This window comes from Anaerosacchariphilus polymeriproducens (genome assembly GCF_003363435.1).
Taxonomy (GTDB): Bacteria; Bacillota; Clostridia; order Lachnospirales; family Lachnospiraceae; genus Anaerosacchariphilus; species Anaerosacchariphilus polymeriproducens.
On the sequence record NZ_QRCT01000012.1, the window covers coordinates 44394 to 70133 of the forward strand.

The 25740-nt window shown below is 32.7% G+C and carries 24 protein-coding genes and 1 other annotated feature; of the genes, 21 read left to right on the top strand and 3 right to left on the bottom strand.

Annotation, left to right across the window (positions count from 1 at the left end; all coding sequences use genetic code 11):
- The first annotated feature begins 194 nt into the window (after positions 1-194).
- The 11 genes from DWV06_RS02995 (at position 195) to DWV06_RS03045 (ending at position 10121) form a co-directional block, all read left to right on the top strand.
- A complete protein-coding gene (locus DWV06_RS02995; RefSeq protein ID WP_235828883.1) occupies positions 195-1961 on the top strand; it encodes a glycosyl hydrolase family 18 protein in 1767 nt (588 codons plus the stop codon).
- 92 nt (positions 1962-2053) lie between these two features.
- Positions 2054-2749, top strand: coding sequence for an N-acetylmuramoyl-L-alanine amidase (locus tag DWV06_RS03000; protein WP_235828884.1), 696 nt, complete (start codon positions 2054-2056; stop codon positions 2747-2749).
- Between the two features lie 86 nt (positions 2750-2835).
- On the top strand, positions 2836-3903 hold the full coding sequence (locus DWV06_RS03005) for an L-threonylcarbamoyladenylate synthase (protein WP_115480691.1): 1068 nt from the start codon (positions 2836-2838) through the stop codon (positions 3901-3903).
- Positions 3904-3906: 3 nt separating this feature from the next.
- Entirely contained in the window at positions 3907-4374 is a 468-nt protein-coding gene (locus tag DWV06_RS03010) for an arsenate reductase/protein-tyrosine-phosphatase family protein (RefSeq protein WP_115480692.1), read from the top strand.
- On the top strand, positions 4362-4991 hold the full coding sequence (upp, locus tag DWV06_RS03015; protein WP_115480693.1) for a uracil phosphoribosyltransferase: 630 nt from the start codon (positions 4362-4364) through the stop codon (positions 4989-4991). The genes DWV06_RS03010 and upp overlap by 13 nt, the downstream gene beginning before the upstream one ends.
- A 19-nt stretch (positions 4992-5010) precedes the next feature.
- Positions 5011-5496 carry a deoxycytidylate deaminase gene (locus DWV06_RS03020; RefSeq protein WP_456297931.1) on the top strand — a complete coding sequence of 162 codons (486 nt, stop codon included), beginning with the start codon at positions 5011-5013 and terminating at the stop codon, positions 5494-5496.
- Positions 5497-5865: 369 nt separating this feature from the next.
- Positions 5866-7023 (top strand): cell division protein FtsZ, encoded by a 1158-nt coding sequence (gene ftsZ / locus DWV06_RS03025; protein WP_115480695.1) that lies wholly within the window; start codon positions 5866-5868, stop codon positions 7021-7023.
- Positions 7024-7220: 197 nt separating this feature from the next.
- Positions 7221-7952, top strand: coding sequence for a LytR/AlgR family response regulator transcription factor (locus DWV06_RS03030; RefSeq protein WP_115480696.1), 732 nt, complete (start codon positions 7221-7223; stop codon positions 7950-7952).
- Positions 7939-9219 (top strand): sensor histidine kinase, encoded by a 1281-nt coding sequence (locus DWV06_RS03035; protein WP_115480697.1) that lies wholly within the window; start codon positions 7939-7941, stop codon positions 9217-9219. The genes DWV06_RS03030 and DWV06_RS03035 overlap by 14 nt, the downstream gene beginning before the upstream one ends.
- Positions 9220-9374: 155 nt before the next feature.
- On the top strand, positions 9375-9521 hold the full coding sequence (locus tag DWV06_RS03040) for a cyclic lactone autoinducer peptide (protein WP_115480698.1): 147 nt from the start codon (positions 9375-9377) through the stop codon (positions 9519-9521).
- Between the two features lie 3 nt (positions 9522-9524).
- Entirely contained in the window at positions 9525-10121 is a 597-nt protein-coding gene (locus tag DWV06_RS03045) for an accessory gene regulator B family protein (protein ID WP_115480699.1), read from the top strand.
- Between the two features lie 95 nt (positions 10122-10216).
- On the opposite strand, the gene DWV06_RS03050 is transcribed toward DWV06_RS03045, so the two are convergent.
- On the bottom strand, positions 10217-10693 hold the full coding sequence (locus tag DWV06_RS03050) for a DUF402 domain-containing protein (RefSeq protein WP_115480700.1): 477 nt from the start codon (positions 10691-10693) through the stop codon (positions 10217-10219).
- A 169-nt stretch (positions 10694-10862) separates the two neighbouring features.
- Here DWV06_RS03050 and DWV06_RS03055 point away from each other — a divergent pair, with 169 nt between their 5' ends.
- The 6 genes from DWV06_RS03055 to DWV06_RS03080 all read left to right on the top strand — a co-directional run bounded on the left by DWV06_RS03055 (position 10863) and on the right by DWV06_RS03080 (position 16565).
- On the top strand, positions 10863-11213 hold the full coding sequence (locus DWV06_RS03055; protein ID WP_115480701.1) for a cupin domain-containing protein: 351 nt from the start codon (positions 10863-10865) through the stop codon (positions 11211-11213).
- A gap of 120 nt (positions 11214-11333) precedes the next feature.
- Positions 11334-12440, top strand: a complete 1107-nt coding sequence (locus DWV06_RS03060; RefSeq protein ID WP_115480702.1) for a DUF362 domain-containing protein — start codon at positions 11334-11336, stop codon at positions 12438-12440.
- Positions 12441-12584: 144 nt separating this feature from the next.
- Positions 12585-14078 carry a sensor histidine kinase gene (locus DWV06_RS03065; protein WP_115480703.1) on the top strand — a complete coding sequence of 498 codons (1494 nt, stop codon included), beginning with the start codon at positions 12585-12587 and terminating at the stop codon, positions 14076-14078.
- Positions 14071-14760 (top strand): response regulator transcription factor, encoded by a 690-nt coding sequence (locus DWV06_RS03070; protein ID WP_115480704.1) that lies wholly within the window; start codon positions 14071-14073, stop codon positions 14758-14760. Before DWV06_RS03065 ends, DWV06_RS03070 begins: the two co-directional genes overlap by 8 nt.
- 20 nt (positions 14761-14780) lie before the next feature.
- On the top strand, positions 14781-15476 hold the full coding sequence (locus tag DWV06_RS03075) for an RluA family pseudouridine synthase (protein WP_115480705.1): 696 nt from the start codon (positions 14781-14783) through the stop codon (positions 15474-15476).
- Between the two features lie 51 nt (positions 15477-15527).
- A complete protein-coding gene (locus DWV06_RS03080) occupies positions 15528-16565 on the top strand; it encodes an AI-2E family transporter (RefSeq protein ID WP_115480706.1) in 1038 nt (345 codons plus the stop codon).
- A gap of 55 nt (positions 16566-16620) precedes the next feature.
- On the opposite strand, the gene DWV06_RS18770 is transcribed toward DWV06_RS03080, so the two are convergent.
- Both DWV06_RS18770 and DWV06_RS03090 read right to left on the bottom strand, forming a co-directional pair.
- Positions 16621-17553 (bottom strand): L,D-transpeptidase family protein, encoded by a 933-nt coding sequence (locus DWV06_RS18770; RefSeq protein WP_235828885.1) that lies wholly within the window; start codon positions 17551-17553, stop codon positions 16621-16623.
- A 10-nt stretch (positions 17554-17563) separates the two neighbouring features.
- On the bottom strand, positions 17564-18946 hold the full coding sequence (locus DWV06_RS03090) for a fibronectin type III domain-containing protein (protein WP_115480707.1): 1383 nt from the start codon (positions 18944-18946) through the stop codon (positions 17564-17566).
- A 960-nt stretch (positions 18947-19906) separates the two neighbouring features.
- Here DWV06_RS03090 and DWV06_RS03095 point away from each other — a divergent pair.
- From DWV06_RS03095 to DWV06_RS03110, 4 genes are all read left to right on the top strand, one after another.
- Positions 19907-20830: a sensor histidine kinase gene (locus DWV06_RS03095; RefSeq protein WP_162300556.1), complete on the top strand. Its 924-nt coding sequence runs from the start codon at positions 19907-19909 to the stop codon at positions 20828-20830.
- Positions 20831-21220: 390 nt separating this feature from the next.
- Positions 21221-22531 (top strand): sensor histidine kinase, encoded by a 1311-nt coding sequence (locus DWV06_RS03100; protein WP_162300557.1) that lies wholly within the window; start codon positions 21221-21223, stop codon positions 22529-22531.
- 118 nt (positions 22532-22649) lie between these two features.
- Positions 22650-22862 (top strand) — a binding site (T-box leader).
- Positions 22863-22926: 64 nt separating this feature from the next.
- Positions 22927-24363 carry a proline--tRNA ligase gene (proS, locus tag DWV06_RS03105; RefSeq protein ID WP_115480710.1) on the top strand — a complete coding sequence of 479 codons (1437 nt, stop codon included), beginning with the start codon at positions 22927-22929 and terminating at the stop codon, positions 24361-24363.
- Positions 24364-24384: 21 nt separating this feature from the next.
- A complete protein-coding gene (locus DWV06_RS03110; RefSeq protein WP_115480711.1) occupies positions 24385-25722 on the top strand; it encodes a CCA tRNA nucleotidyltransferase in 1338 nt (445 codons plus the stop codon).
- Positions 25723-25740 lie beyond the last annotated feature (18 nt).

Genomic DNA, 25740 nt, shown 5'->3' on the forward strand with positions numbered 1-25740 from the left:
ATGGTAAATGAATAAGAAAAACAAAAGAGCCGAAAGATATACCTAGATAAATTCGTTTACTATATGGGTACTAGAGTTAATTACAGTGGAGGGAAATCTGTATCAATTTATTAAAAAAAGTATAAAAAGAGAAAAAAATGTAAGGAAGGAGTGTTAAACTGTGTTATAATATTACTTAATAAGGAGGAAATAGAATGAAAAAGAAAAAAAGAGCGAACAGACCGATCAAACAATCTGTGAAACCAATTTTGGCAGGAGTATTGTTTGTATTTATAGTGCTTCTGATAGCCTTATTGAGTAATATAATTAAAAAGTATACACCAACAAGTGAGCATATAAAGCTGGCAAAGTATTTCAATATAGAAACAGAAGACCAGGTAGGACTTGTAATACAAGATGAAATTATTGAAAAAAAAGCAAAGTTGATAGATGGAGTCGTGTATTTAGAGTACAATTTAGTTCGTGATAACTTGAATGAACGATTTTATTGGGATTCTAATGAGAATAAATTGCTATATGCGCTTCCGCAAGATTTGATTAGCGTAGATGTAGGAAGTAAAGACTATTATGTTGGTAAGAAAAAAAATACTAAGAATTATGCCATTATAAAAGTAGAAGGTGATACTGCTTATATTGCTGTTGATTTTATTAAAGAATATACAGATATGGATTATAACTTTTTTAAGGAACCTAATCATGTCATGATAGTGAATGAGTGGAACGAAGTATTGGAAACGTCCTTAAAGAAAGATTCAGAAATCAGATTGCTAGGTGGAATCAAAAGTCCAATTGTAGAAGATTTGAAAAAGGGCGAAACAGTAACACTGCTTGAAAAGGGTAAAACTTGGAGTAAAGTAAGAACGAAAAGTGGATTTTTAGGTTATATTAAAAATAATAAATTAAATCAAGCAAAAGAAGTAAAAGTAAACAGAGAATTTAAACAACCGGAATATACTAATATCAAAAAGGATTATACCATTAATATGGTATGGCATCAAATTACCAACGCGGATGCCAATGGTACACTTCTTGAAGCAATTGCAAAAACAAAAGGTGTTAATACAATTTCACCAACGTGGTTTGCGTTATCAGATGAAGAAGGCAATATATCTTCATTAGCAAGCCAAAGCTATGTCAATTATGCGCATCAGCTTGGCATAGAAGTTTGGGCTCTGGTTAGCAATTTTGAAGTAGAAGTTGATACGAATAAAGTGTTATCTTATACTTCAAAAAGAGAGAAATTAATTAATCAATTAATTGCAGAAGCCATTGAGTACAATTTGGATGGTATTAATGTAGATTTTGAAGAACTAAGTAAGGAGACAGGAGACGCTTTTCTACAGTTTATACGTGAGTTGTCTATTAAGTGTAGGAATAATGATATTGTATTATCGATAGATAATTATGTACCTATGAGTCATACAGCATTTTATAATAGAAAAGAGCAGGGAATCGTTGCAGATTATGTAGTAATTATGGGGTATGACGAACATTACGAAGGTTCAGAAGAAGGCTCCGTTGCTTCTAAAAGTTTTGTGGAAACGGGTATTATAAATACATTGAAGGAAGTACCGGCTGAAAAAGTGATTCTTGGTATACCTTTTTATACAAGAATCTGGAAAGAAACACCTAAGACAAAAGAAGAAATTGCAAAAGAAGACCCCAATACAGATTATGTTCCTTACAACTTGACAAGTGTACCAGCAGGTATGGAAACCGTAGAGAAGATGTTGAAAGGTTATAATGTAACACCTGTTTGGGATGAAAAACTTGGACAATATTATGCTCAGATATTAGAGAAGAATGAAGGTTGTACTTATAAAATCTGGCTTGAAGCAGGAAAATCTATAGAAGAGAAATTGAAGCTTATGAAGACTCATAAATTAGCAGGAGTTGCGGAATGGAAGTTAGGTCTTGAAAAAAGTGAAATTTGGGATATTATATTAAAGTATGTTAACTAAATTTTAAGTTTTGTTTTCTATTATATAAACTTTGAATAAAGAACCTCTCTCTGGCATATGTTTAAAGTGAAACATATTATTTGGAGGTTCTTTTGCTGCTCAATAAAAAATTAGAGATATGTATGGGAATTCTTATGATTCTCTGTATGAGCTTAATGGTGAAGCCAGGTATGAAAATTGTAGCAAAACTTAAAGGAGAAGAGAGTCAAAAGTTAACGATTGTAGTTGACGCCGGACATGGAGGAAAAGATCCGGGAAAAGTCGGAGTTAATGGTGCGCTTGAAAAAGACATTAATCTTAGTATAGCAAGAAAACTAAAAGCTTGTTTTGAAGAGGAAGACATAGAAGTTGTTTTGACCAGAAAAGATGATATGGGGCTTTATCAAGAGAATACTAGGAATAAAAAAGTAGAAGACATGCAAAATCGTTGTAAGATTATAAATAAAACGAAACCCGCTATAACGATAAGTTTACATCAGAATAGTTACCAGGAACCAAGCGTATGTGGTCCACAGGTCTTCTTTCATGGACAGTCAAAAGAAGGTGAAGAACTGGCTAATGTAATACAAGATACACTAATTCATGAGTTAAAGCCATCAAAAGAACGTTCCGCAAAAGCAAACGAAAGTTATTATCTGCTAACGAAAACAGGGGTTCCAACCGTTATAGTAGAGTGTGGGTTTTTAAGTAATAAACAAGAGGCAGATTTATTGATAGCAGAAGATTATCAGCAAAAAATGGCTGCAGCAATATGTTTGGGAGTTATGGAATATTTAGATAGTAAATAGAAAGGTTGTCTTTCTTTAAGAACGTGTTATAATAGTATTCATAGAACTATGGAAAATATTGAAAAAAGTACTTAACAGGGGTCATTATGAACACTCAGATAGTAAAAGTTGATATACAACATTTAGAAAAAGATATAGATAAAATTCAAGCTGCCGGAAATATTATTATGGAAGGCGGCTTAATTGCGTTTCCAACCGAAACAGTATATGGTTTAGGGGCGGATGGTCTGAAAAAAGAGGGCTCATCGAAAATATATGAAGCGAAAGGGCGCCCGTCTGATAATCCCTTGATTATTCATATTTCCAGAATACAGGACTTAGAAGAAATAGTTTTGGAAATGCCTGGTAAGGCTAAAGAGTTAGCGAAAGCATTTTGGCCGGGTCCTCTTACAATGGTTTTTAAAAAAAGTAAAAGAGTACCTTATGAGACAACAGGTGGATTGGAGACGGTAGCTGTACGCATGCCCAATCATCCGGTCGCATTGGCATTAATAGAACATGGAGGCGGATATATTGCAGCACCAAGTGCTAACACATCAGGAAAGCCAAGTCCGACGTTAGCATCTCATGTTGCAGACGATTTAAATGGTAAGATAGATATGATTTTGGATGGTGGACCGGTTGGTATAGGGATAGAATCAACAATTCTTGATATGACTACCGTGCCTCCTATCATTTTGCGTCCGGGATTTATTACAAAAAATATGATAGAAGAAGTGATTGGGTCGGTAGAAATTGATCCGGTGGTTTTGGGAGATACCAGCCAGGATTTCAAACCGAAAGCTCCTGGTATGAAGTATAAGCATTATGCACCAAAAGCCGATCTAATAATTCTTGAAGGAAATATGGAACATGTTATTAGTAAAATAAATCAGTTAATCGTAGAAAAGACAGAACAGAATATGAAAGTTGGAGTAATTGGAACAGATGAAACCATTTCTTTTTATACTGGAGGTCAAGTGAAAAGTATAGGGTCAAGAGAAGATGAAGAAACCATAGCAAGACGACTGTACCGTATTTTAAGGGAATTTGATAAATTGGATATAGATGTTATTTATTCAGAATCATTTTCTACACCTCAAATGGGACAGGCTATTATGAATCGTTTATTGAAAGCTGCGGGTCACCAGATTTTAAATGTTAAAGGAGTGTAAAGAATGAACGGTTTAAATCAAATTATATTCGTCTGTGCGAATGATACTTGCCGAGGGCCGATGGCTGCAGAAATCATGAAAAGTAAGTTTTTGCATAGTCCGGTAAAAATATGTTCTCGAGGTCTTGTTGTTCTATTTCCGGAGCCGCTTAATCAAAAGGCAGAGGCTGTAATGATTCGTAATGGTATTATGTTGGATAAACATGAATCAGTACAATTAAGAGAAGCAGATTTTGGAGAAGACCACTTAATTATAACGATGGATTTACAAGCAAAAGAAAAGATAATAGAAGAGTTTGAAGGTGCTCAAAACGTATATGTTTTAAATGAAGTCGTAGGTGAAGAAGGAGAAGTTCCGAATCCTTATGGAGGGCCACTAACTGATTATGGTAAATGTTACGACATTTTAAATAAATTAATTACAAAATTAGTAAAAAAACTAAACAAGGAGGAGCTGGAATGTCTAAAGTAAAGGTGATGGATCATCCATTGATTCAGCACAAAATAGGGATAATTAGAAGAAAGGATACAGGGACCAAAGATTTCCGACAGATGATTAGCGAAATTGCTATGCTTATGTGCTATGAAGCAACTAGGGAAATGAAACTGATTGATGTTGAAATTGAAACACCGATTATAAAAACGAAGGTGAAACAATTAAAAGGGAAAAAATTAGCAGTCATTCCAATTTTGCGGGCAGGCCTGGGAATGGTTGATGGTATGCTGCAAATGATTCCAGCAGCAAAAATTGGACATATTGGTTTGTATAGAGAACCCGAAACTTTGGAAGCAGTAGAGTACTATTGTAAATTACCGGAAGATTCCCATGAAAGAGAGATATTTGTGGTAGATCCTATGTTGGCTACTGGAAATTCAGCTGTTGCTGCGATTGAATTACTTAAAGAAAAAGGCGTAAAAAAAATTCATTTTATGTGCATTATAGCTGCACCGGAGGGTGTTGAAAAAATGCAAAAAGTTCATCCAGATGTGGATATTTATATAGGCGCATTAGATGAGAAATTAAACGATCATGGTTATATTGTTCCTGGTCTGGGAGATGCAGGAGATCGTATTTTTGGAACAAAATAAAGAAAGAGGGTATGTTTTTTTGGGAAATAAGAGAAAAGACTACATAACTTGGGACGAATATTTTATGGGAGTAGCGAAATTATCTGGTATGCGTTCAAAAGATCCAAGTACACAGGTAGGCGCTTGTATTGTAAGTGAAGATAATAAGATATTGTCAATGGGATATAATGGTTTTCCCAGAGGATGTATTGATGATGAATTCCCTTGGGGAAAAGAAGGGGATGAACTTAATACAAAGTATATGTATGTTACCCATAGTGAATTAAATGCGATATTAAATTATAGAGGGGGAAGCTTGGAAGGTGCTAAGATATATGTATCCTTGTTTCCCTGTAATGAATGTGCAAAAGCAATTATACAATCTGGAATCAAAACGATTGTCTATGAAAAAGATAAATATGCGACAACTCCTTCTGTTATTGCATCAAAAAGAATGCTGGATGCAGCCGGAGTAAGGTATTATGCATATAGTCATACAGGGCGGGAAATACATTTTGAACTTTAAAAAGAAGAAATGTTGCCCTCAGAATGCTAAAGTCTCATAAATTAATAAATTAAAATAAATAGCGTGTGAATTATTGGTAATAGAGATAACGTGTCTTTTATTGGATAATAATCGCACGTTATTTTTGTATAGCTAAAATATGATACAATATAAGTAAAAATACTATAAATTGACAATTATTTCATTGTATTTATCCACATATTATCAACATTTTGTGCATAAGATTGAGAAATGTCGGAAAATGAATAAAACAATAATAGTAGTTTACACGCTGAAAAAAGAAGTGTATACTTAAACGGAATAAAAAATTATGATAATTTTTGAAATATTTAAAAATAGATTAAGAAAATGTAGTAGGGAGGCATCCAAATGTTAGAATTATTTTCAAATGAAGCCAATAGTAATGCCAAAATCCTTGTGATAGGAGTTGGTGGTGGTGGAAATAACACAATTGACCGAATGATTGAAGAAAAAGTGGACGGAGTAGAATTTTATTGTATCAATACAGATAAGCAACAATTAAATAAATGTAAAACAGCAAATGTTATACAAATTGGTGCACAGGAGACCAGAGGTCTGGGAGCAGGTGCGAATCCGGAAGTGGGAGCAAAAGCTGCTATGGAGAGTGCTGAAGCGATTCAAGAAATAGTAAAGAATGCTGATATGGTTTTTGTGACATGTGGAATGGGTGGAGGCACCGGAACCGGAGCCGCTCCAGTAGTAGCAGAGATCGCCAAAAATAGTGGTGCGTTGACAATAGGTGTAGTGACAAAACCGTTTGCTTTTGAAGCCAGGACACGTATGAATAATGCACTTATGGGAATTGAGAAACTGAAGGAAAGTGTTGATACGTTAATAGTAGTTCCGAATGATAAATTATTACAAATTGTAGATAGAAAGACAACAATGCCCGATGCCTTGAAAAAAGCCGATGAAGTATTGCAGCAAGGCATACAGGGGATTACAGATTTAATAAATATTCCTGGATTAATAAACTTGGATTTTGCAGATGTCCGGACCGTAATGCAGGATAAAGGGATAGCCCATTTCGGTATCGGTGAGGCTTCAGGAGTTGATAAATGTATTGAGGCTGTTAAAAAAGCCGCCAACAGTCCATTATTAGAAACATCAATATCAAATGCAAGCCATGTAATAATAAATGTATCCGGTGATGTAAATCTTATTGATGCGAATGATGCAGCGGAATATGTACAACAGCTTGCAGGAGAAAATGCTAATATTATTTTTGGTGTAGTGTATGATGAAAGTGTTACTGATTCAGTAAGAATTACGATAATAGCAGCAGGATTGGAGAACAAGAATTTCGATAAACCGGTTTTTACCAGTGTTGTGCCGGGGAGAACGGAAGCGCCACATTATCAGACGACTTCACAAACAACTCAATTTGCTAAGCCAGAGAACAATACAAGAACGACATATACGAACATACAGGATAGACCGCAAATTCAACCCAAAAGAGAGTCAGCAGGAATTAGAATTCCGGATTTTTTGAAAGGAAATAATTAATTATATACATTTAAATTATTAAACGAAAGTTGCATTGGGGAGAATGAAGCTTTCGTTTTTAAGTTTAACTATACCTTATTCACATTTTTTATAGAGCAAATCATTTCACAATTTATATACCAAATACTAGAGCGTAAAAAGGAAGAGAAGCAAGCGGGATAATAAGTGTTTTGTTTGTTGTGAAAGGAGAGGTTACAATGTTACGCATAGCGGTTTGCGAAGATGATATAGCAATGTGCACATCTTTAGATAATTATTTATATAGTTTAAGAAGAAACTTAAAAATTGAAATTGATGTAGAGAGTTTTTTTACATACGATGGACTTTATGAGAGTTTAATGCGCGGAGAAAGATATGATATTGTATTTTTAGATATTGTGTTGGGAGACAAGAACGGCATAGATTTAGGCAAAATAATACGCGATAAGTTAAAGGATGAAGATACATATATTGTTTTTATTTCTTCGCAAGAATGCTATGCGATGGAATTGTTTGATGTAAGACCTTTTCATTTTTTAATTAAGCCGTTAAATAAAGACAGGGTCTTTGAGGTTGTAGAAAAAATCGTTGAATTATTAGACCATACAGAGAAGTATTTTATTTATAAAAAAGCAGGAGAAAGTTGTCGTGTACCAATAAATGACATCCTTTATTTTGAAAGTGAAAATAGAAAGATACACATTCATACCATCGATGGGATAAAAGATTTTTATGGAAAATTACCCGAAGTTTATGAAAAACTGGATAAGATGCAGTTTATTTATATTCATAAATCATATCTGGTTAATGATCATCAGATTGTCAAATTAGAATACGAACAGGTTACATTAAGTAATGGGGAAGTGTTGCGTATTAGTCAATCAAAAAGAAAAGAAGTTAGGGAAATACAAATGATGGTTGAGAGGAGGAGACGCATTGTTGGAAACTAAAGTATGTTTATTATATCTAGTCTCATGTGCTTTACATATATATACAATTTATTTGTACATAAGACTTTTCTTTGAAGGAAAGGCAAAGAGTCAGAAATATTGTGTTTTCTTTTATATTATTGCTTACATCAGTAATTATATTGCTTGCACTTTTATAAGAATACCTTTAGCTACATTGCTAATTAATTTTATTATTATCTTTCGAATGACTTATCAATATCATGCTAAGCTACAAAAAAGATTGTTAATAGTAATAAATACCCTTGCAATTTTACTTATAAGTGAATTGATTGTTACTGTATTATTGGGATATCTTAGTACTCATAATTATATAGTGCAGCAATATATAAGTCTACCAATTGCGGTACTAGCAAGGATTGTTTCATTAATTGGCGTTTTATTACTAAAGAGATTTAAACACATAAGAAATGAATTCCGCTTTTCAGCTAAATATTGGCTAGCACTTTGTATTATTCCAGTAAGTTCAATTTATTTGATTTTTATATTACTACTGACATCTGATTTAGGGAATATGAAAATAGTTTTTGGATTAATTTTTATTATGGTAATAGACTTATTTGCATTTTATTTATATGATGTGCTAAACCATTATTACAAAGAAAAAATGGAAAAAGTCTTATTAGGTGAACGGAATGTTTATTATGCAGAAAGAATTTTATCCATGAAAGATTCTGTACAATCAGTACGTAAGTTACAACATGATTGGAAAAATCATCTGATTGAACTTGGAATACTAATTCAACAGAACGAGAAAGAAAAAGCACTAGATTATTTAGAGAAAGTAAACGGAGCGATATATGCTGTTAAATCCTTTGTTAATACTGGGAATATGGATGTAGATGGAATCTTAAATTATAAATTGCAAGAAGCATATAACCAAGGGATACATATTGATTTTCAAACAAATATACCGGAAGAAATAAATATATCACCATTTGATTGTGCGATAATTTTAGGAAATTTATTAGATAATGCAATAGAGGCCGCAAAGGCAAGTGTTATTAAAAAATTTATAAAAGGACGGCTTAGTTTTAATAAGGGTTCGTTGTTTATATTATTAGAGAATTCGTACGCAGGGAATATCCAATGTAAGAACGATGAGATCATTACAACCAAAAGTAATAAAGAAAATCACGGATTAGGTTTAAAAAATGTAAAGACAGCAGTTGAAAAATATTCTGGAACACTTGATTTGTTCTATAATGCGTCTGTTTTTAGAGTTGAAATAATTTTATATTTAGGATAAATCTTGCTTAAGAAGTCGTTTTAATACAAACAATCCAAGGAAGTATTTAGTTTTTCAGATTTCTACAAAATAATATATAGATTTCAACCTTTTGTTGTAGAAATATTATTGTAATGCTAAACTAAATTATTAAAATGTATAGGGGGTGTTAAAATATGCAGAAAAATTTTAAAGAAAAAGTTGGACATGCGATTGTTTCTATTTCCAAGTTTATGGCCAGTGCGAATGTAAATTCCACTTGCGTAATGACCTCTCATCAGGAAAAAATACCAGAGACAGTTAAAAAATTGAGGAAATTTTAATTTATGGAGAAAGTATTTAATCGTTTTTTACAGAAACAGATTTTATATGGTAACATAACGGAAGAAGACAAGGAAATTTATTATTTTGGTCTAAAGCAGACAGTTATTTTTTTTATTAATGTAATTACAAGTATAATTGTTGGTTTATTGATGAAAAGTGTGTTAGAGGCTATCATAATTTTGCTATTCTTTATTCCATTAAGATGTTCGGCAGGAGGTTATCATACTAGACATAGGACTAGCTGTTATATCTTATCAACTCTGATGGTGGCTGGAATGATTTGGGGTGCAAAAGAGTCATCCTGGTCTGTAATCAGTATGGTTCTTATCAGTATAATCTGTGGAACTATTATATGGATGTTATGTCCAGTAGAAGATGAAAACAAACCGTTATGTGAGTTGGAATGCAAGGTCTATAGAAAAAGAACAAGAGTAATATTATTGCTGGAAATGCTTTTTATGATATTGATGAGTGTGTTTTTAGAAAATAAAAGCATAATTTTAGCAATAGAGTTTGTATTTATAGGGCTAACCGTGTCACTGGTTTTAGGAAAATTAAAAAATGTATTTAATAGTAAAAAGAACAACGAGGAATCTTAAAGTATTCAAACTCATAAACAAATTTGAAAAAGAAAAAGCTAAGTTATCTATCTAAACGAAATAACTTGGCTTTTTTCTTTTTATAAATTGATAGTTTATTCAAATTGTTCTAAAAACTTTATAGTCTGTTCAAATTTACCATTATAAATTCGTCCTAATAAGGTATCCAATGATGTCAAAGAATATTTAAGTTGTTCTATTGTTATGATATTTTGGTCCATAGCAATAGAAAGCTCGTCCAAATCCACAACTTTAACAAATCCATTGGGATAGATAATAACATCTGCTAATAAGTCGGTAAAGATATAAGTATTCTCCAGAGCATTATAATTTGTCTCAATGATATCACAATACCAGGACAAAAAAGTATTGTTTTTGTCATAGAATTTACTTACTTTATATCCATAATCCAAGTAATAACAGGAAATGCCATGATGTAAAGTTTTTTTGGGTTTCAGCGTATTCCAGTTTGTGACGATTTGATGCTCGTCTTGATATAAAATTGTATCGTCTTTCAGCCAGATACATTCTTCTGGAATAAGACGTTTCCGATATAATTTTATAGATTTCATAATGCGCCTTTCTTTGAAACTCATTATTAGCACTTTTCAAGATTATAGCAATTAAAAGTAATGAGGTCAATAAAATAATAGGAATATTATATGAAAGACTTCTCAAGGAAGGACATGTGGTGTAAAATGTAATAAATGAAAACATATGGAAAGGCAGGGAGAAAGATAAATGGTTAGAAAAGAAAAGGCAGTTATCGTAGATGGACTGGCAGGAGGTAAAGGCCAGGCAGAGGTTTATCATGTTGTATCAGAAGAAGAAATGATGGGACATGGAAGGTTATATGCCAGGGTAGTATTAAAACCCAATAGTTCGGTTGGATATCATCAGCATGTTGGAGAAACAGAACCATATTTAATTCTGAAAGGAAAAGGAACTTTTATTGATAATGATGGAAGCAGGACGGAAGTTGGGCCTGGTGATGTCTGTATTATTGATGTAGGTCACAGTCATGGTTTAGAAAACAATTCTGATGAAGATTTAGAGTTTATGGCATTGGTTTATATGGATGAAGTAAAATAAAATTAAAGTATTAAGAAAAAGGAGATTTGAAAGTCTTCTTTTTTTCTGGCTGTTTTTAGCAAATAGAACGTGTGCGATTTGTCATTTATGTTATAATTATTCTAAAAAGGGAGGGATTGGATGAGACAATCAAAGGTATATTATACAAACTTCAGAACAACATTTCAGGAAAATTTATTACAGAAATTAAGACGCTTAATTAAAACTGCAGGAATGGATCATATTGATTTTGAGAAGAAATATACAGCGATTAAAATACATTTTGGAGAAATGGGGAATCTAGCATATCTTAGGCCAAACTACGCAAAAGTTGTTGCTGATTTTGTCAAAGATATGGGTGGAAAAGTCTTTTTAACAGATTGCAATACTTTATACGTTGGAAGTAGAAAAAATGCTTTGGATCATTTGGATACAGCCTATGCAAACGGTTTCAGCCCTTTTTCTACAGGGTGTCATGTTGTTATTGCAGATGGTTTAAAGGGTACGGATGAAGCATTGGTATCTGTAGAAGGTGGCGAATATGTAAAAGAAGCCAAGATAGGACAGGCCGTTATGGATGCAGATATTTTCATTTCTTTAAATCACTTTAAAGGTCATGAGGCAACGGGATTTGGTGGAGCCTTAAAAAATATTGGAATGGGATGTGGTTCTAGAGCCGGAAAAATGGAGATGCATTCAGAAGGAAAAGCAGAAGTGAATCAAGACAGATGTATTGGTTGTGGAGCATGTATAAAGAATTGCGCTCATAGCGCAATACAGATTGAAAAGAAAAAAGCTTATATAGAACCCGATAAATGTGTGGGGTGTGGACGTTGTATAGGGGTCTGTCCGGTAGATGCGACACATTCGGGGAAATCGGACTCTAATGATGCGTTGAACAAAAAAATAGCAGAGTATTCCTATGCTGTTTTAAAGGATCGTCCACATTTTCATATTTCGTTAGTTGTAGATGTATCTCCATATTGCGATTGTCATGCTGAAAATGATGTACCAATTGTCCCTGATGTTGGAATGTTTGCTTCGTTTGACCCGGTTGCATTAGATATGGCTTGTGCCGATGCTGTTAATCGTCAGCCGGTTATTGAAGGCAGTATGCTAAGTGAAATGGAACACCACCATCACGATCATTTTACGAATACCCATCCTAGTACAAATTGGAAAGTTGCTTTAGAGCACGCTCAGAAACTTGGCATTGGGAATATGGAGTATGAATTAATACAAGTTTAAAGAAGGTTTGATTTAATTCTGTGTTTTTTCCAGAAGAACACTAGATTTTATGAAAAATTTAGAATTATTTAGAGGGATTCCATAGTATTCAATTTTCTCTGTGATATAATAATGACATAAATGAAAGAAAATGGAGAGAGTGAAATGAAATTAAAAACAAGGTTATTAGTCTCATTTCTTACAATTATTTTTGTGCCGGTGGTCTTGGTATTGATTGTGGTCTGGGGATTAGGTAAATATCAGCTCAAGTCTATTGAATCAAATTATGGAATAGAGAATACTACGTATGAATATCTATCGAACTCGATCCAGGTAATGAGTGAGTCTACAGAAAATATATTTAAGAGACTTCAACAGGAGACACGGAATGATCCGGATAAATTTATGGATTGCACATATCTGGATAGTATAAATAAAGAGTTAAGAGAAAAACAGTCTTTTCTGGTAATCCGCAAGGATGACGATATTATTTATACCGGAAGTAAGATTTTAGGGGAAAAACTCAAAGATACATTACCAAAATACGAAGGAAATCATGTTGGAAGTGATAGTGGAATTTATTTAGGCGGGAAGGTTCAGATGCTTGTGAAACAAGTTGATTTCAGAACACAGGATCAAAGTAAAATCAGTTTGTTCATTATTACTTCTACGAAAGAAATAGTTCCGCAAATCAAGTCATTAGTGCTGGATATTTTGATTTCAACGGTTGTAATTTTAATATTGACAAGCAGTATTCTTACCATGTGGATTTATCGTGGCATTGTAACTCCGTTACATAAGCTGCGGATGGCAACGACAAATATCAAAGAAGGAAATTTAGACTTTACATTAAGTGTAGAGCATGAGGACGAAATAGGCGAGTTATGTAGAGATTTTGAAGAGATGCGACACAGGTTAAAGGTTTCAGCTGAGGAGAAAATTGAGTTCGATCAGGGAAACAAGGAATTAATCAGTAATATCTCTCATGATTTGAAAACACCGATTACTGCAATTAAAGGATACGTCGAAGGAATTATGGATGGTGTTGCAGACACACCGGAAAAAATGGATCGTTATATCAAAACTATTTATAATAAGGCGAATGATATGGATCGTTTAATCAATGAGCTTACATTTTATTCAAAAATAGATACCGATCGTATTCCATATACATTCAACAAAATTAATGTGTCCAGTTATTTTGAAGATTGTATTGAAGAAGTCGGATTGGATTTAGAAGCGAAAAACATTAATTTGTCTTATTCTAATTATGTAGACGAAGGGGTTCAGATTATTGCGGATGCAGAGCAGTTAAGAAGAGTGATTAATAACATTATTGGAAATTCAGTTAAATACATGAATAAGCCCAATGGCTTTATCAATATAAGAATTCAGGATGTGGGCGATTTTATTCAGATTGAAATCGAAGATAATGGAAAAGGGATTGCACAGAAGGATATTTCTCTTATTTTTGATCGATTTTATCGGACAGATGCTTCCAGGAACTCATCACAAGGTGGAAGTGGAATCGGGTTGTCTATCGTCAAAAAAATCGTAGAAGATCACGGAGGGAAAATTTGGGCTACGAGCAAAGAAAATATCGGCACTGTTATGCATATTGTGATTAGAAAATATCAGGAGGTACCAGTTAATGAGTAGAATTTTAATTGTAGAAGATGAAGAAAGCATTGCAGATTTAGAGAAGGATTACTTGGAAATCAATGGTTATGAGGTTGAAATAGAAAACCGGGGTGATGCTGGATTAAAAAGAGCGTTGGAAGAAGATTTTGATTTATTTATTTTAGATTTAATGTTACCGGAAGTGGATGGATTTGAAATTTGCAAACAGGTTCGTCAAACTAAGAATATTCCAATTTTAATGGTATCTGCCAAAAAAGATGATATTGACAAAATCAGAGGCTTGGGTCTAGGGGCAGATGATTATATTACAAAACCGTTCAGCCCTAGTGAGCTGGTAGCAAGAGTCAAAGCACACTTGGCAAGGTATGAACGTTTGATAGGAACGAATGCACAGGAAAATGAAATGATTGAAATCCGCGGGATAAAAATTGACAAGACAGCAAGAAGAGTCTGGGTTAATAATGAAGAAAAGAGTTTTACTACAAAAGAGTTTGATTTACTGGCATTCCTGGCACAAAATCCAAATCATGTTTTTACAAAAGAAGAATTGTTTAGTAAAATCTGGGATATGGAATCAATAGGAGACATTGCAACAGTCACTGTTCATATCAAAAAAATAAGAGAGAAGATTGAATATAATACGGCAAAACCACAGTATATTGAAACAATATGGGGTGTTGGATATCGTTTTAAGGTTTAAGATGTGAAAGAGAGTAAAGAATGGCTAAATTAAATGTAATATTCGAAGATGATGCAATTTTAGTTTGTAAGAAAGAAGCAGGAATACCGACTCAAAGTGCTAAAGTAAGTGAAAAAGATATGGTAAGCATTGCGAAAGGGTATTTGTTTGAAAAGAACTTTCAAAAAGGGGAACCTTATTTAGGGTTAATTCATAGATTGGACCAACCGGTTGAAGGAATACTGCTTTTAGCTAAAACCCCTGAAAGTGCTAAGTTATTAAGCAGGCAGATTCAAGAAGGGAAAATGCAAAAAAAGTATCTTGCAGTAACATGTGGACATATTTCACAGAAAAAGGATGTGCTTACTAATTATCTGATAAAAGAGAATAGATCAAATTTGTCAAAAGTAGTGGGTGAAACGGTTAAAGATGCTAAATTAGCCAAATTAGAATATATAATATTAGAAGAAAAGGGCGAACAAAATTTAGTAGAGATTAATCTGTTTACAGGCAGACATCACCAAATACGTGTACAATTAGCTCATATTGGAATGCCGCTTTGGGGAGATACGAAGTATAATCCTTTATTTAAAGAGCGCAGTGGCTGGTTTCAAATTGCTTTATGTGCATATCAATTGGAATTTGAGCATCCCATAACAAATAAAAAAATGATTTTTAACATAATGCCCACATCGGATAGTTTTAAAAAATTCGATTTCATTAAAAAGAAGGAATAGAAGACACCTATATTTGCGAACAATAATGTAAAAGGCAAATGAGGTGAAAGGATGGATAAGAAGGGGCATTTACACAATGGTATAAAGATATTAGGGATTATCGCATCAGTGTATTTTGTAATGAAATATATTGTGCCGCTGATAATTCCTTTTTTGTTTGGTATTAGTTTGCTACTTATGACCAGACCTGCAATTTTATGGATTCATCGGCATATTCGAATATATAAAGGGGTGCTTGGATTTCTAATTATTGCAATATTTCTTGGATTATTATGTACCGCTATTTGTGTCTTGGTACATACCGCTTTTGTTCAGTTGCATGGATTGCTGGAACAGAAAGATGTAATTATAGAAAAATATTGTGGAACTTATGAATATTTATGCAATAAACTTTGCGGTATTATGGGTAAAAATAAAGAAGAAATTCATAAAATGTTAGAAATGTATTTTTGCCGTGCTTGTGATATGTTAAAAAAGACTTTATGGCCCAACTTGATGTCAAAGTCGATCGTTTGCTTAAAATTTTTATTGAAAATGATAGGTGTTTTTGTTATCGGTATTATTTCGTTTTTTTTACTATTAAAAGATTTTGATAATTTAAAAGAAAAAATGGAGCAAAATACTTATGGAAAAAAGGTGATTTCTATTAGTAAAAATATACTTAGTGGAATTACTGCTTATCTCAAAGCACAGGGAATTATTATGGTTATTATTGGTTCTATTTGTAGTATCGCACTATTTTTTATGGGAAGTTCCTATGCTATTTTGCTTGGAATCTTAATCGGTCTACTAGATGCATTACCTTTCATAGGGACAGGTATCATTTTGGTACCATGGGCAGTTTTTGTAATGATTCAGGGAAATTTTAGACAAGGGTTATCCTATCTTGGCTTGTATTTAGTATGTAGTTTCACAAGGGAATTTCTTGAAGCAAGATTAGTAGGAAATAAGTTAGGAGTTCCATCATTTATGATTTTGGTATCAATCTATGTAGGGGTTCAAATTTATGGAGCTGGAGGATTTTTCCTTGGCCCACTATCTTATATGATTATTTCAAGTATTATAAAAGAAGAGAAGATATATTTATAAATCAAAAAGCAGCCGTGTTACCTTAATGGTAATAGACTGCTTTTATGTTTTTTAATTAGTAAATCACAATTTTAGCATTTCTGTTCAGATGTCTAAGTACATACACCATACTGTTTTTTGGAATTGAAACACATCCTGCTGTTGTAGTTCCAGATATACAATGTAAAAAGATTGCAGATCCTTTGCCTGGGATGTTCTTAGGATTATATTTGATGTGAACAGCATAAGCATAAGCAATTGGATAATCAATAAGGTGTTCTGCAGAAGTCCAATCTATAGTAACATCTTTTGTGCTGACAAATTGATTATAGTATCTTGATTTTGAATCATCTACCCAATAATGAGAGCTATTTACTTTGGTATAAGTGATTTTTGTGCCGGGACTTGGATTTACTCCAAACGCTCTGCCGAAAGAATATATTCCAGCTGGTGTTTTTCCATCTCCTTCACGTGTTTTACCGATTCCATTACGTCCAACATAACCGTATGTTGACATAATTTGTTTCCATACACCTTTGGAATTGCGTTGGTGCATCGTAACAGTGGCCGAACTGCCGGAAGCTTTCACTACAATCAATTGATTCGTTCTTTGCGCTACTTTCCACTTGGCAACAAAAGAACCGGCATATTTGGTTCTTGCGGGGACTGTTTTAGAATATGGACCATATATATTTTTGCCGTCTATCTTTCTTACGGAACGTATTTTGTAATAATATATAGTACCAGCTTTTAAGTTTTTATCTTTATAACGTAATTTAGAAGTAGTAGCAATTTTTTTATATTTCCCTTTTTTGGAAGTACTTCGATAAATAAGATATTTCTTTGCACGGGAACTTTTTTTCCAGCTTAATTTAACAGAATGGAATGTTACAGTTGAAACAGAAGGTTTTACTTTAGCAGGCGCCAATGACGCAGCTTCTGATTCTGTACTAAAAGATAATAAAAATAGTACAATTAATAAAGCCGATGATATACTTTTCATTTTCATAACTCTCTCCTTAGTTCTTGAATAAATCTTTTAAAATTTTTGAAGCAGACATGGTTGTATATTTATCGGGGTCTGTCATAATACTTTTTCCGCTTATATCCCAGTGCATTTGACTATAATGGGATAAATAGGACAAACCTTTGCTGCAATTTGGATATTTTTTATACCATTTTGGATAATACTTTTTCATATATTTATTGGCAAGTTTAATTGCTTCACTTTTATAGCTTCCGCTGGGAGTTACAGTGCCATTTATTTGAACTCCGTCGGGACTTGAATGAACTAAAACTACACTTCTATCAGAACATGAGCCAAGTACGATCCAAACATGACCGCAACAAGTGCAGGCAGAACTCATAATATCACCTGCTTTATAATTTTTGACGCTGGATCGTGAAACATAAGTACCCCATCCACGTGATGCAAAATTTGAAGTGAATTCTCTGGATTTCATAACATAACCTTTTTTGCCGCTAGTTGTATTTAAAATATTATAAACAGTCCATCCAACATAGCCGGAACAATCCAGACCGTTCCCAAGTTGATATCGGGTATTATTATAATCATAGGATGATGTTTGTTTATTGAAAAACTTATGCCATTGAGGGCTTACACTTATTCTTGTAGCATCTTCTCCTGCACCGGTGTCTGCTTCATTCCAACCTCCACCCCAAATATACATAGTTGAGCCGACTGGTTGTAGAGCCGTTTTTAAAAAAGTTTTAATTGTTGAGACACCTGCTGTAGAAAGTGTAACAGAGGTTTTGCCGGAAAACCGGCTAAAATACGTTTTACCATCTACTTTTCTATAAGCTCTGATTCTAAATTGATAAGAATTACCCTTATCTAAATTTTTAACAGTGTAAGAATTTGTTTTTCTAGCTGTAATTGCTACATATTTTTTCTTTGTTGTATCATATTGATAGACTTTATATCCGGTGGCAAGATTTACCTTTGACCAAGTTAATCTTACCTTTTGCTTGATTCCGGTTGATAAAACTCCTTTTGGTCTATTCACGATTACAGTCGGGGTTGCATAAACTGCTTCAGTAAATTTGCTATAGTAGTTCTTTTTATTTACTCGCTTATATGAGCGAATTTTAAATTGATAGGAAACATCATTGGTCAGTTTCGCTATTTTAAATCTGGCTTCTTTCGTATAGCCTATTTTTTTAAAAGAATTTTTTTTCGAGTTATACTGAAAAATTTGATAACCTGTGGCATTTTCAACTAAGTTCCATTTCAAAGTAACAGTTTTGTTCCCGACAGCAGTTCTTAAGTTCTTTGGCTTTGCCGGCTTTTTATCAGAGGCAAATGCTGTTGTCGCAGCGGAACAAAACACGATTATAAAACATATTAGTACAGATAACATAGATAGCTTTAATTTCCTCATCTCTCATTTCCCTTCATAATAATATACGTAATTATATAGTAATTGTACCTTATTGTGAGTTAGGTGACAATAGAATTAAATATAGATACTTTATGATTATAATACAGCAAATAATATATGATCATATATTCAGCAAAGAAATTAATAACTGAAAATTATGTGATTATTCTTTGGATAACAATTAGTTTTAGTTTTATTTTAAATTACTTATATGCAGCGAAAAATAAAAGATTAAATAGTATATTAAAAAATAAGCATCATAAATTTTGCATGTTTTTTTGTATTATAGAAGGTACGATATTATAAATTATGATAGCCGTAGGGATAAGTAGTCAAAATTCTTGGATAGTAGGAAGTGAAAATGAAATATTACGGTATGCAGTAATTGGTGCAGGCGTAATGATAATACAGGCAACCATGTTAATTCCAAAAAAGATATAATAATAAAAGTTTAACTGTAATAATAGTTAGGCTTTTTTTACGTCATTTTTTGTGTCTAAAGTTGACAATAAAAATAGGTTGTAGTAAGATTTTACCATGATATCGTAAAGACTAGATATAAGTTAGGGGCATATGATGTTAGATATATTGTTAAGTTTTTCTACATTATTTGTAGAAGCATTTATTTATTATAGAATAATGAATTATAAATTAGAGTTTAAGTTTAAGAATAAGTATAGAATATTTGTGTTTCTGTTAAATTACGGAATGATGTGCCTGCGATATTTAGTTCTTAATCGAATCGATAATTTTACCTTAGAAATTATAATGCGCCTACTAATTTACGTTAATATTTTTGTTCTCTCTTATAGTTTCTATAAGGGTTCTATTCTTAAGAGAACAATATATCCTTTTCTATTTTTATTATTATTAACAAGCGTTGAACTAATCGTTTTTTGGATTTGGAGTATCATATTTGGAAAGTTGCCTACAGATATATTAAAAAACAGTAAAACAAATATGATTTTAATAATTTTCACAAAGCTCATTGAAATTATTATTACGGAGTTTTTAATTAGAAATAAGAAAGTTAGTATATCATTTCCAAAAAAGTTTATGAGAGAAACAACAGCTCTTGCTGGGATTGATTTAATTTTTATTATATTTGCTGTAGTTCTGTGGCATATGCCAAAGAATTCAAGTACGATTAACAATGAAGTTGTCATAAGCATTATGCTTGGTGTAGTGTTAAGCATTTCGTTTCTGACTTTTCTAATATTATATAAATTAACGAAAAGAGCAGAAAATGATATGGAAATAAATATGAGAATGCAGCATATTGAAATGTCAAATAAATTAAACCAGGATATGACCAGTGTGGTTGTTAGTTTAAGAAGTTTAAGGCATGATATGAATTCTCATATGGGAATAGTTAAAGGGTTACTGGAATTAGCCCAGTATGATGAGCTTTCTAAATATTTAGATTCAATCTATGAAGACTTAAATATATCCAATCATTTTATTATAATTAATAATAGGGTATTATCTGTGCTTATAAATGGAAAAATGTCTAAGGCTATGGATAGAGGGATTAATTTTCTCACCAGTATTTCTGTGAATAAAATAGTTATGTCAGAGAGAGACATGTGTGCGTTGATCAGTAATATCATTGAAAATGCAATTGAAGCGACAGATAAAGTTGATCAAAATAAGTATATAAAGTTAAGAATGAAAGAACAAGAAAATCAATGTCTTATATATTGTGAAAATACATATGCTGTAAAACCGATTATGAAAGGTGAAAATTTTCTAACAACTAAAACAGATAAGGGTTGGCATGGAATCGGGATAAAAACAATTAAGTCTATTGTTGAAAAATATAATGGATTAATGAAAGTAGAAGTAGAAAAATTATTTATTATTAGTATTATTATACCTGATTAGTATTGATATGCATTACATGATTCTGTTGCTTTAGAATGATTATCATATATTAAATAACCAGACTTGTATAAAATTTAAAAAGGTACTCAAAAATAAAAAAGTACGCAAATTTTTAAAAACATAAAAAGCTTGGAGCTTCCTATTTACAAGAGATTCCAAGCTTTTTGGGTATCATAACTGTCAAAGATGAGATAGTAATTGTACCTTATTGTGAGTTAGATGACAATAGAATTAAATAGAGAGATTTTTTGATTATAATACAGTAAATAAATATAGTGTTTAACAAATCAAACAAAATATGCAAGTGTTATATAGTTGAAAATAAAAATGTATTATAGTAAGATTTACCATAAAAATGGGGATTTTATAACAATAGTCAGGAGGGGTTTGATGTCAGATATACTGTTAAATTTTCTTACATCATTTGCAGATGCCTTTATTTATTATAGAATAATGAATTGTAAATTAGATTTTAAGTTTAAAAATAAGTATAGAATCTTTGTATTTCTGTCCCCTTTCGTAATGATGTGGCTTAGATATTTCATTCGAAAGAAAGTTGTTAATTTTACGTTAGAAATTATAATGTGCATAATAATTTATTTGAGTACTTTTATTCTCTCTTATAGTTTCTATAAGGGTTCTATCTTTAAGAGAACAATATATCCGTTTCTATACACATTATTTTTAATGAGTGTTGAAAATATCGCTTATTTGATTAGTAGTATTATTTTTGTAATGTTACCGACTGATATATTAAAAAGCAGTATAATAAATATGATTTTGGCAATATTCACAAAAACTTTTCAAATTATTATTATAGAACTTTTAGTTAGAAATAATAAAGTTAATTTTTCATTTCCAAAAAATTTTATGAGAGAAGCGATAGCACTTGTTTGTCTTGAGTATACTTTTATTATATTCTTTGTTTCTTTGTGGAATATGCAAAAGTATAATACGATATCAATTAGTATAGGTTTTGTGATAAGTGTTACAATTGTGGTAAGTTTAAGCATGAAATTTCTTACATTTTTGATATTATATAAATTAAAGAAAAGAGCTGACAATGATAAGGAAGAGAATTTGAGAATGCAGCAAATTGAAATGTCAAACAAATTAAATCAAGATATGACCAGTGTGGTTGATAGTTTAAGAAGTTTAAGGCATGATATGAATTCTCATATGGGAATTATTAAAGGGTTACTGGAATTAGCCCAGTATGATGAGCTTTCTAAATATCTAGATTCAATCTGTGAAGACTTAAATATATCCAATCATTTTATTATAATTAATAATAAGGTATTATCTGTGCTTATAAATGGAAAAGTGTCTAAGGCTATAGATAGAGGGATTGATTTTCTCACCAGTATTTCTGTGAATAAAATAGTTATGTCAGAGAGAGACATGTGCGCATTGATTAGTAATATCATTGAAAATGCAATTGAAGCGACAGATAAAGTTGATCAAAATAAGTATATAAAGTTTAGAATGAAAGAACAAGAAAATCAATGTCTTATATATTGTGAAAATACATATGCTGAAAAACCGATTATAAAAGGTGAAAATTTTCTAACAACTAAAACAGATAAGGGTTGGCATGGAATCGGGATAAAAACAATTAAGTCTATTGTTGAAAAATATAATGGATTAATGAAAGTAGAAGTAGAGAAATTATTTATTATTAGTATTATTATACCTAATTAGTATTGATAAGAGATAATGAGTTAGATACGTTTTCCGGCGCAGATTTTAATAAAAGTTAATAATTCACTATTTCCGTTGACAAACACCTCAATTTAGAATAAAATTAGCATGATTCATACAAAAGACCTTGAAGAGGAATAGTACATATGGGACGATTTACAGAGAAGAGATTATTGGTGTGAGATTTCTAATTGGAAAGTATGGAACCTACCTTGGAGTCTCCTATGAAAATAGGGCGTAAGCTGGCGTTAACAGCTTGAAAGAGAGTTTGTATCCGTAACGAAGAAACAGACTAATTAGGGTGGTACCGCCGAAGTATTCGGTCCCTTTGGGGATGATACTGAGGCTTTTTTTAGTTTAAAAATATTGTAAATAATAAAGAAGAGGAGAAAGAGATGGCTAAGGAAAAAAAATTAGTAGAAGCAATTACATCTATGGAGACTGATTTTGCGCAATGGTATACGGATGTAGTAAAAAAAGCAGAGTTGATTGATTATTCAAGTGTAAAAGGATGTATGATCTTAAAACCGGCAGGATATGCCATTTGGGAAAATATTCAGGCTGAATTGGATAGAAGATTTAAAGAAACAGGTGTAGAAAACGTATATATGCCAATGTTTATTCCAGAAAGTTTATTAGAAAAAGAAAAAGATCATGTGGAAGGTTTTGCACCTGAAGTAGCCTGGGTGACGCATGGGGGACTGAATCCATTGCAGGAAAGAATGTGTGTAAGACCGACTTCGGAAACACTTTTCTGTGATTTTTATGCGAATGATATTCAGTCCTATAGAGATCTTCCGAAGGTATATAATCAATGGTGCTCCGTTGTACGTTGGGAAAAAGAGACAAGACCTTTCCTTCGCTCTAGAGAGTTCTTATGGCAGGAAGGTCATACGGCTCATGCAACAGCAGAAGAAGCAGAAGAAAGAACGCAGCAAATGTTGAATCTGTATGCGGATTTTTGTGAAGAAGTATTGGCTATGCCTGTAATCAGGGGAAGAAAATCAGACAAAGAAAAATTCGCAGGTGCAGAAGCGACTTATACAATTGAAGCATTGATGCATGATGGAAAAGCTTTACAGTCAGGAACCAGTCATAATTTTGGAGACGGATTTGCAAAAGCTTTTGGAATTCAATATACAGACAAAGAAAATAAATTACAATATGTTCATCAGACCTCTTGGGGTATGACAACTCGTTTGATTGGTGCTGTTATCATGGTTCATGGTGATGATAGTGGATTAGTATTACCGCCTAAAATTGCGCCAACTCAAATAGCAGTTATTCCAATTATGCAAAAGAAAGAAGGCGTTCTTGATAAAGCATATGAATTAAAAGAACGTTTATCTGATTTCCGGGTAAAAGTGGATGCAAGTGACAAGAGTCCGGGTTGGAAATTTGCGGAACAGGAGATGAGAGGTATTCCGATTCGTATTGAATTGGGACCAAAAGACATTGAAGCAAATCAATGTGTAATTGTACGTCGTGATACGAGAGAAAAAGAAGTGGTTTCTCTTGACAATGTAGAAACAAAAGCAGGTGAAATTCTTGCTGCAATGCAGAGTGAAATGTTGGAACGTGCAAGAGCGCATCGCGATGCTCATATCAGTGAGGCGAGAAATTATGATGAGTTTAAAGATGCAGTTAATAATAAACCTGGTTTTATTAAAGCAATGTGGTGTGGAGATGAAGCCTGTGAAATAAAAATTAAAGAAGATACGACAGCAACCTCCCGGTGCATGCCGCTTAAAGAAGAACAACCGATATCAGATGTCTGTGTTTGCTGCGGGCGCCCAGCTAAAAAATTAGTTTACTGGGGCAAAGCATATTAAATTATATAGGACGGTGAACAAATGGTAGTAAAATTACCCCAAAAAGTGAAATACATTATAGATACCTTGACAGAACATGGATACGAAGCATATGCGGTAGGAGGGTGCGTTCGTGATTCCGTTTTGGGAAGAATTCCTGAGGATTGGGATATTACTACTTCGGCAAAGCCTGATCAGGTTAAAGAAATTTTTCGTAGAAGCATTGATACAGGTATTGTTCATGGAACTGTGACGGTAATAATTGCAAATGAAGGCTTTGAAGTAACGACTTATCGGATTGATGGTGAGTATGAAGACAGTCGGCATCCCAAAGAAGTCACTTTTACCGCTTGCTTGGAAGAAGATTTAAAACGAAGAGATTTTACAATTAATGCAATGGCTTATAACGAATCCCAGGGTATTGTAGACAAATTCGAAGGTCTGGAAGATTTGAAAAAAGGAATCATTCGCTGTGTTGGAAATGCAGAAGAAAGATTTCAGGAAGATGCACTTAGAATGCTGCGTGCTGTTCGCTTTAGCGCACAGCTGGGATTTGATATTGATGAAATGACAAAAGAAGCAATAAAATGTCTAGCGCCTGCATTAAGCAGGATTAGTGCAGAACGGATTCAGGTCGAGTTGGTTAAACTATTGATATCAGATCACCCGGAACAGATACTAACTGCTTACCAAACAGGAATTACAAAAGTAATTTTACCCGAATTTGATACGATGATGGAAACACCTCAGAATACTCCTCATCATAAATATTGCGTTGGAGAACATACAGTAAAAGCAATGCAGGGAATTAAAGCAGATAAAGTTTTGCGTTTGACGATGCTTCTGCATGATGTAGCAAAACCTGCGTGCCGGACTGTCGATAAAGCTGGGATTGATCATTTTTACAGACATCCTCAAAAAGGTTCTGAAATGGCAACGGAAATATTGAAGCGGTTAAAATTTGATAATGAAACGATACGTTATGTTTCAAAACTGGTTTATTGGCATGATGATCAGCCCAAATTAACAATGGCTGGAATTCGTAAAGCTATATACAAAGTCGGTGAAGATATTTTTCCATTACTATTTATGGTAAAGTTTGCAGATATACATGCACAAAGTGACTACCATCAGGAAGAAAAGCAATATGAAATAAAAAAGATGATGGAGATTTATGAAAAAATAATAGAGCAAAAAGACTGTATTTCTCTTAAAGATTTGGCTGTTTCTGGTAAAGACTTAATAGAAGAAGGAATAAAACCAGGAAAAGAAATTGGAAATTTATTAAATAAATTATTAATGATTGTAATAGAGGATCCATCTAAAAATGAGAGACAACAGTTGATTTCTTATGTGAGAGAATTAAATAAAGCAAAATAAAACACCGCCTGGCTAATT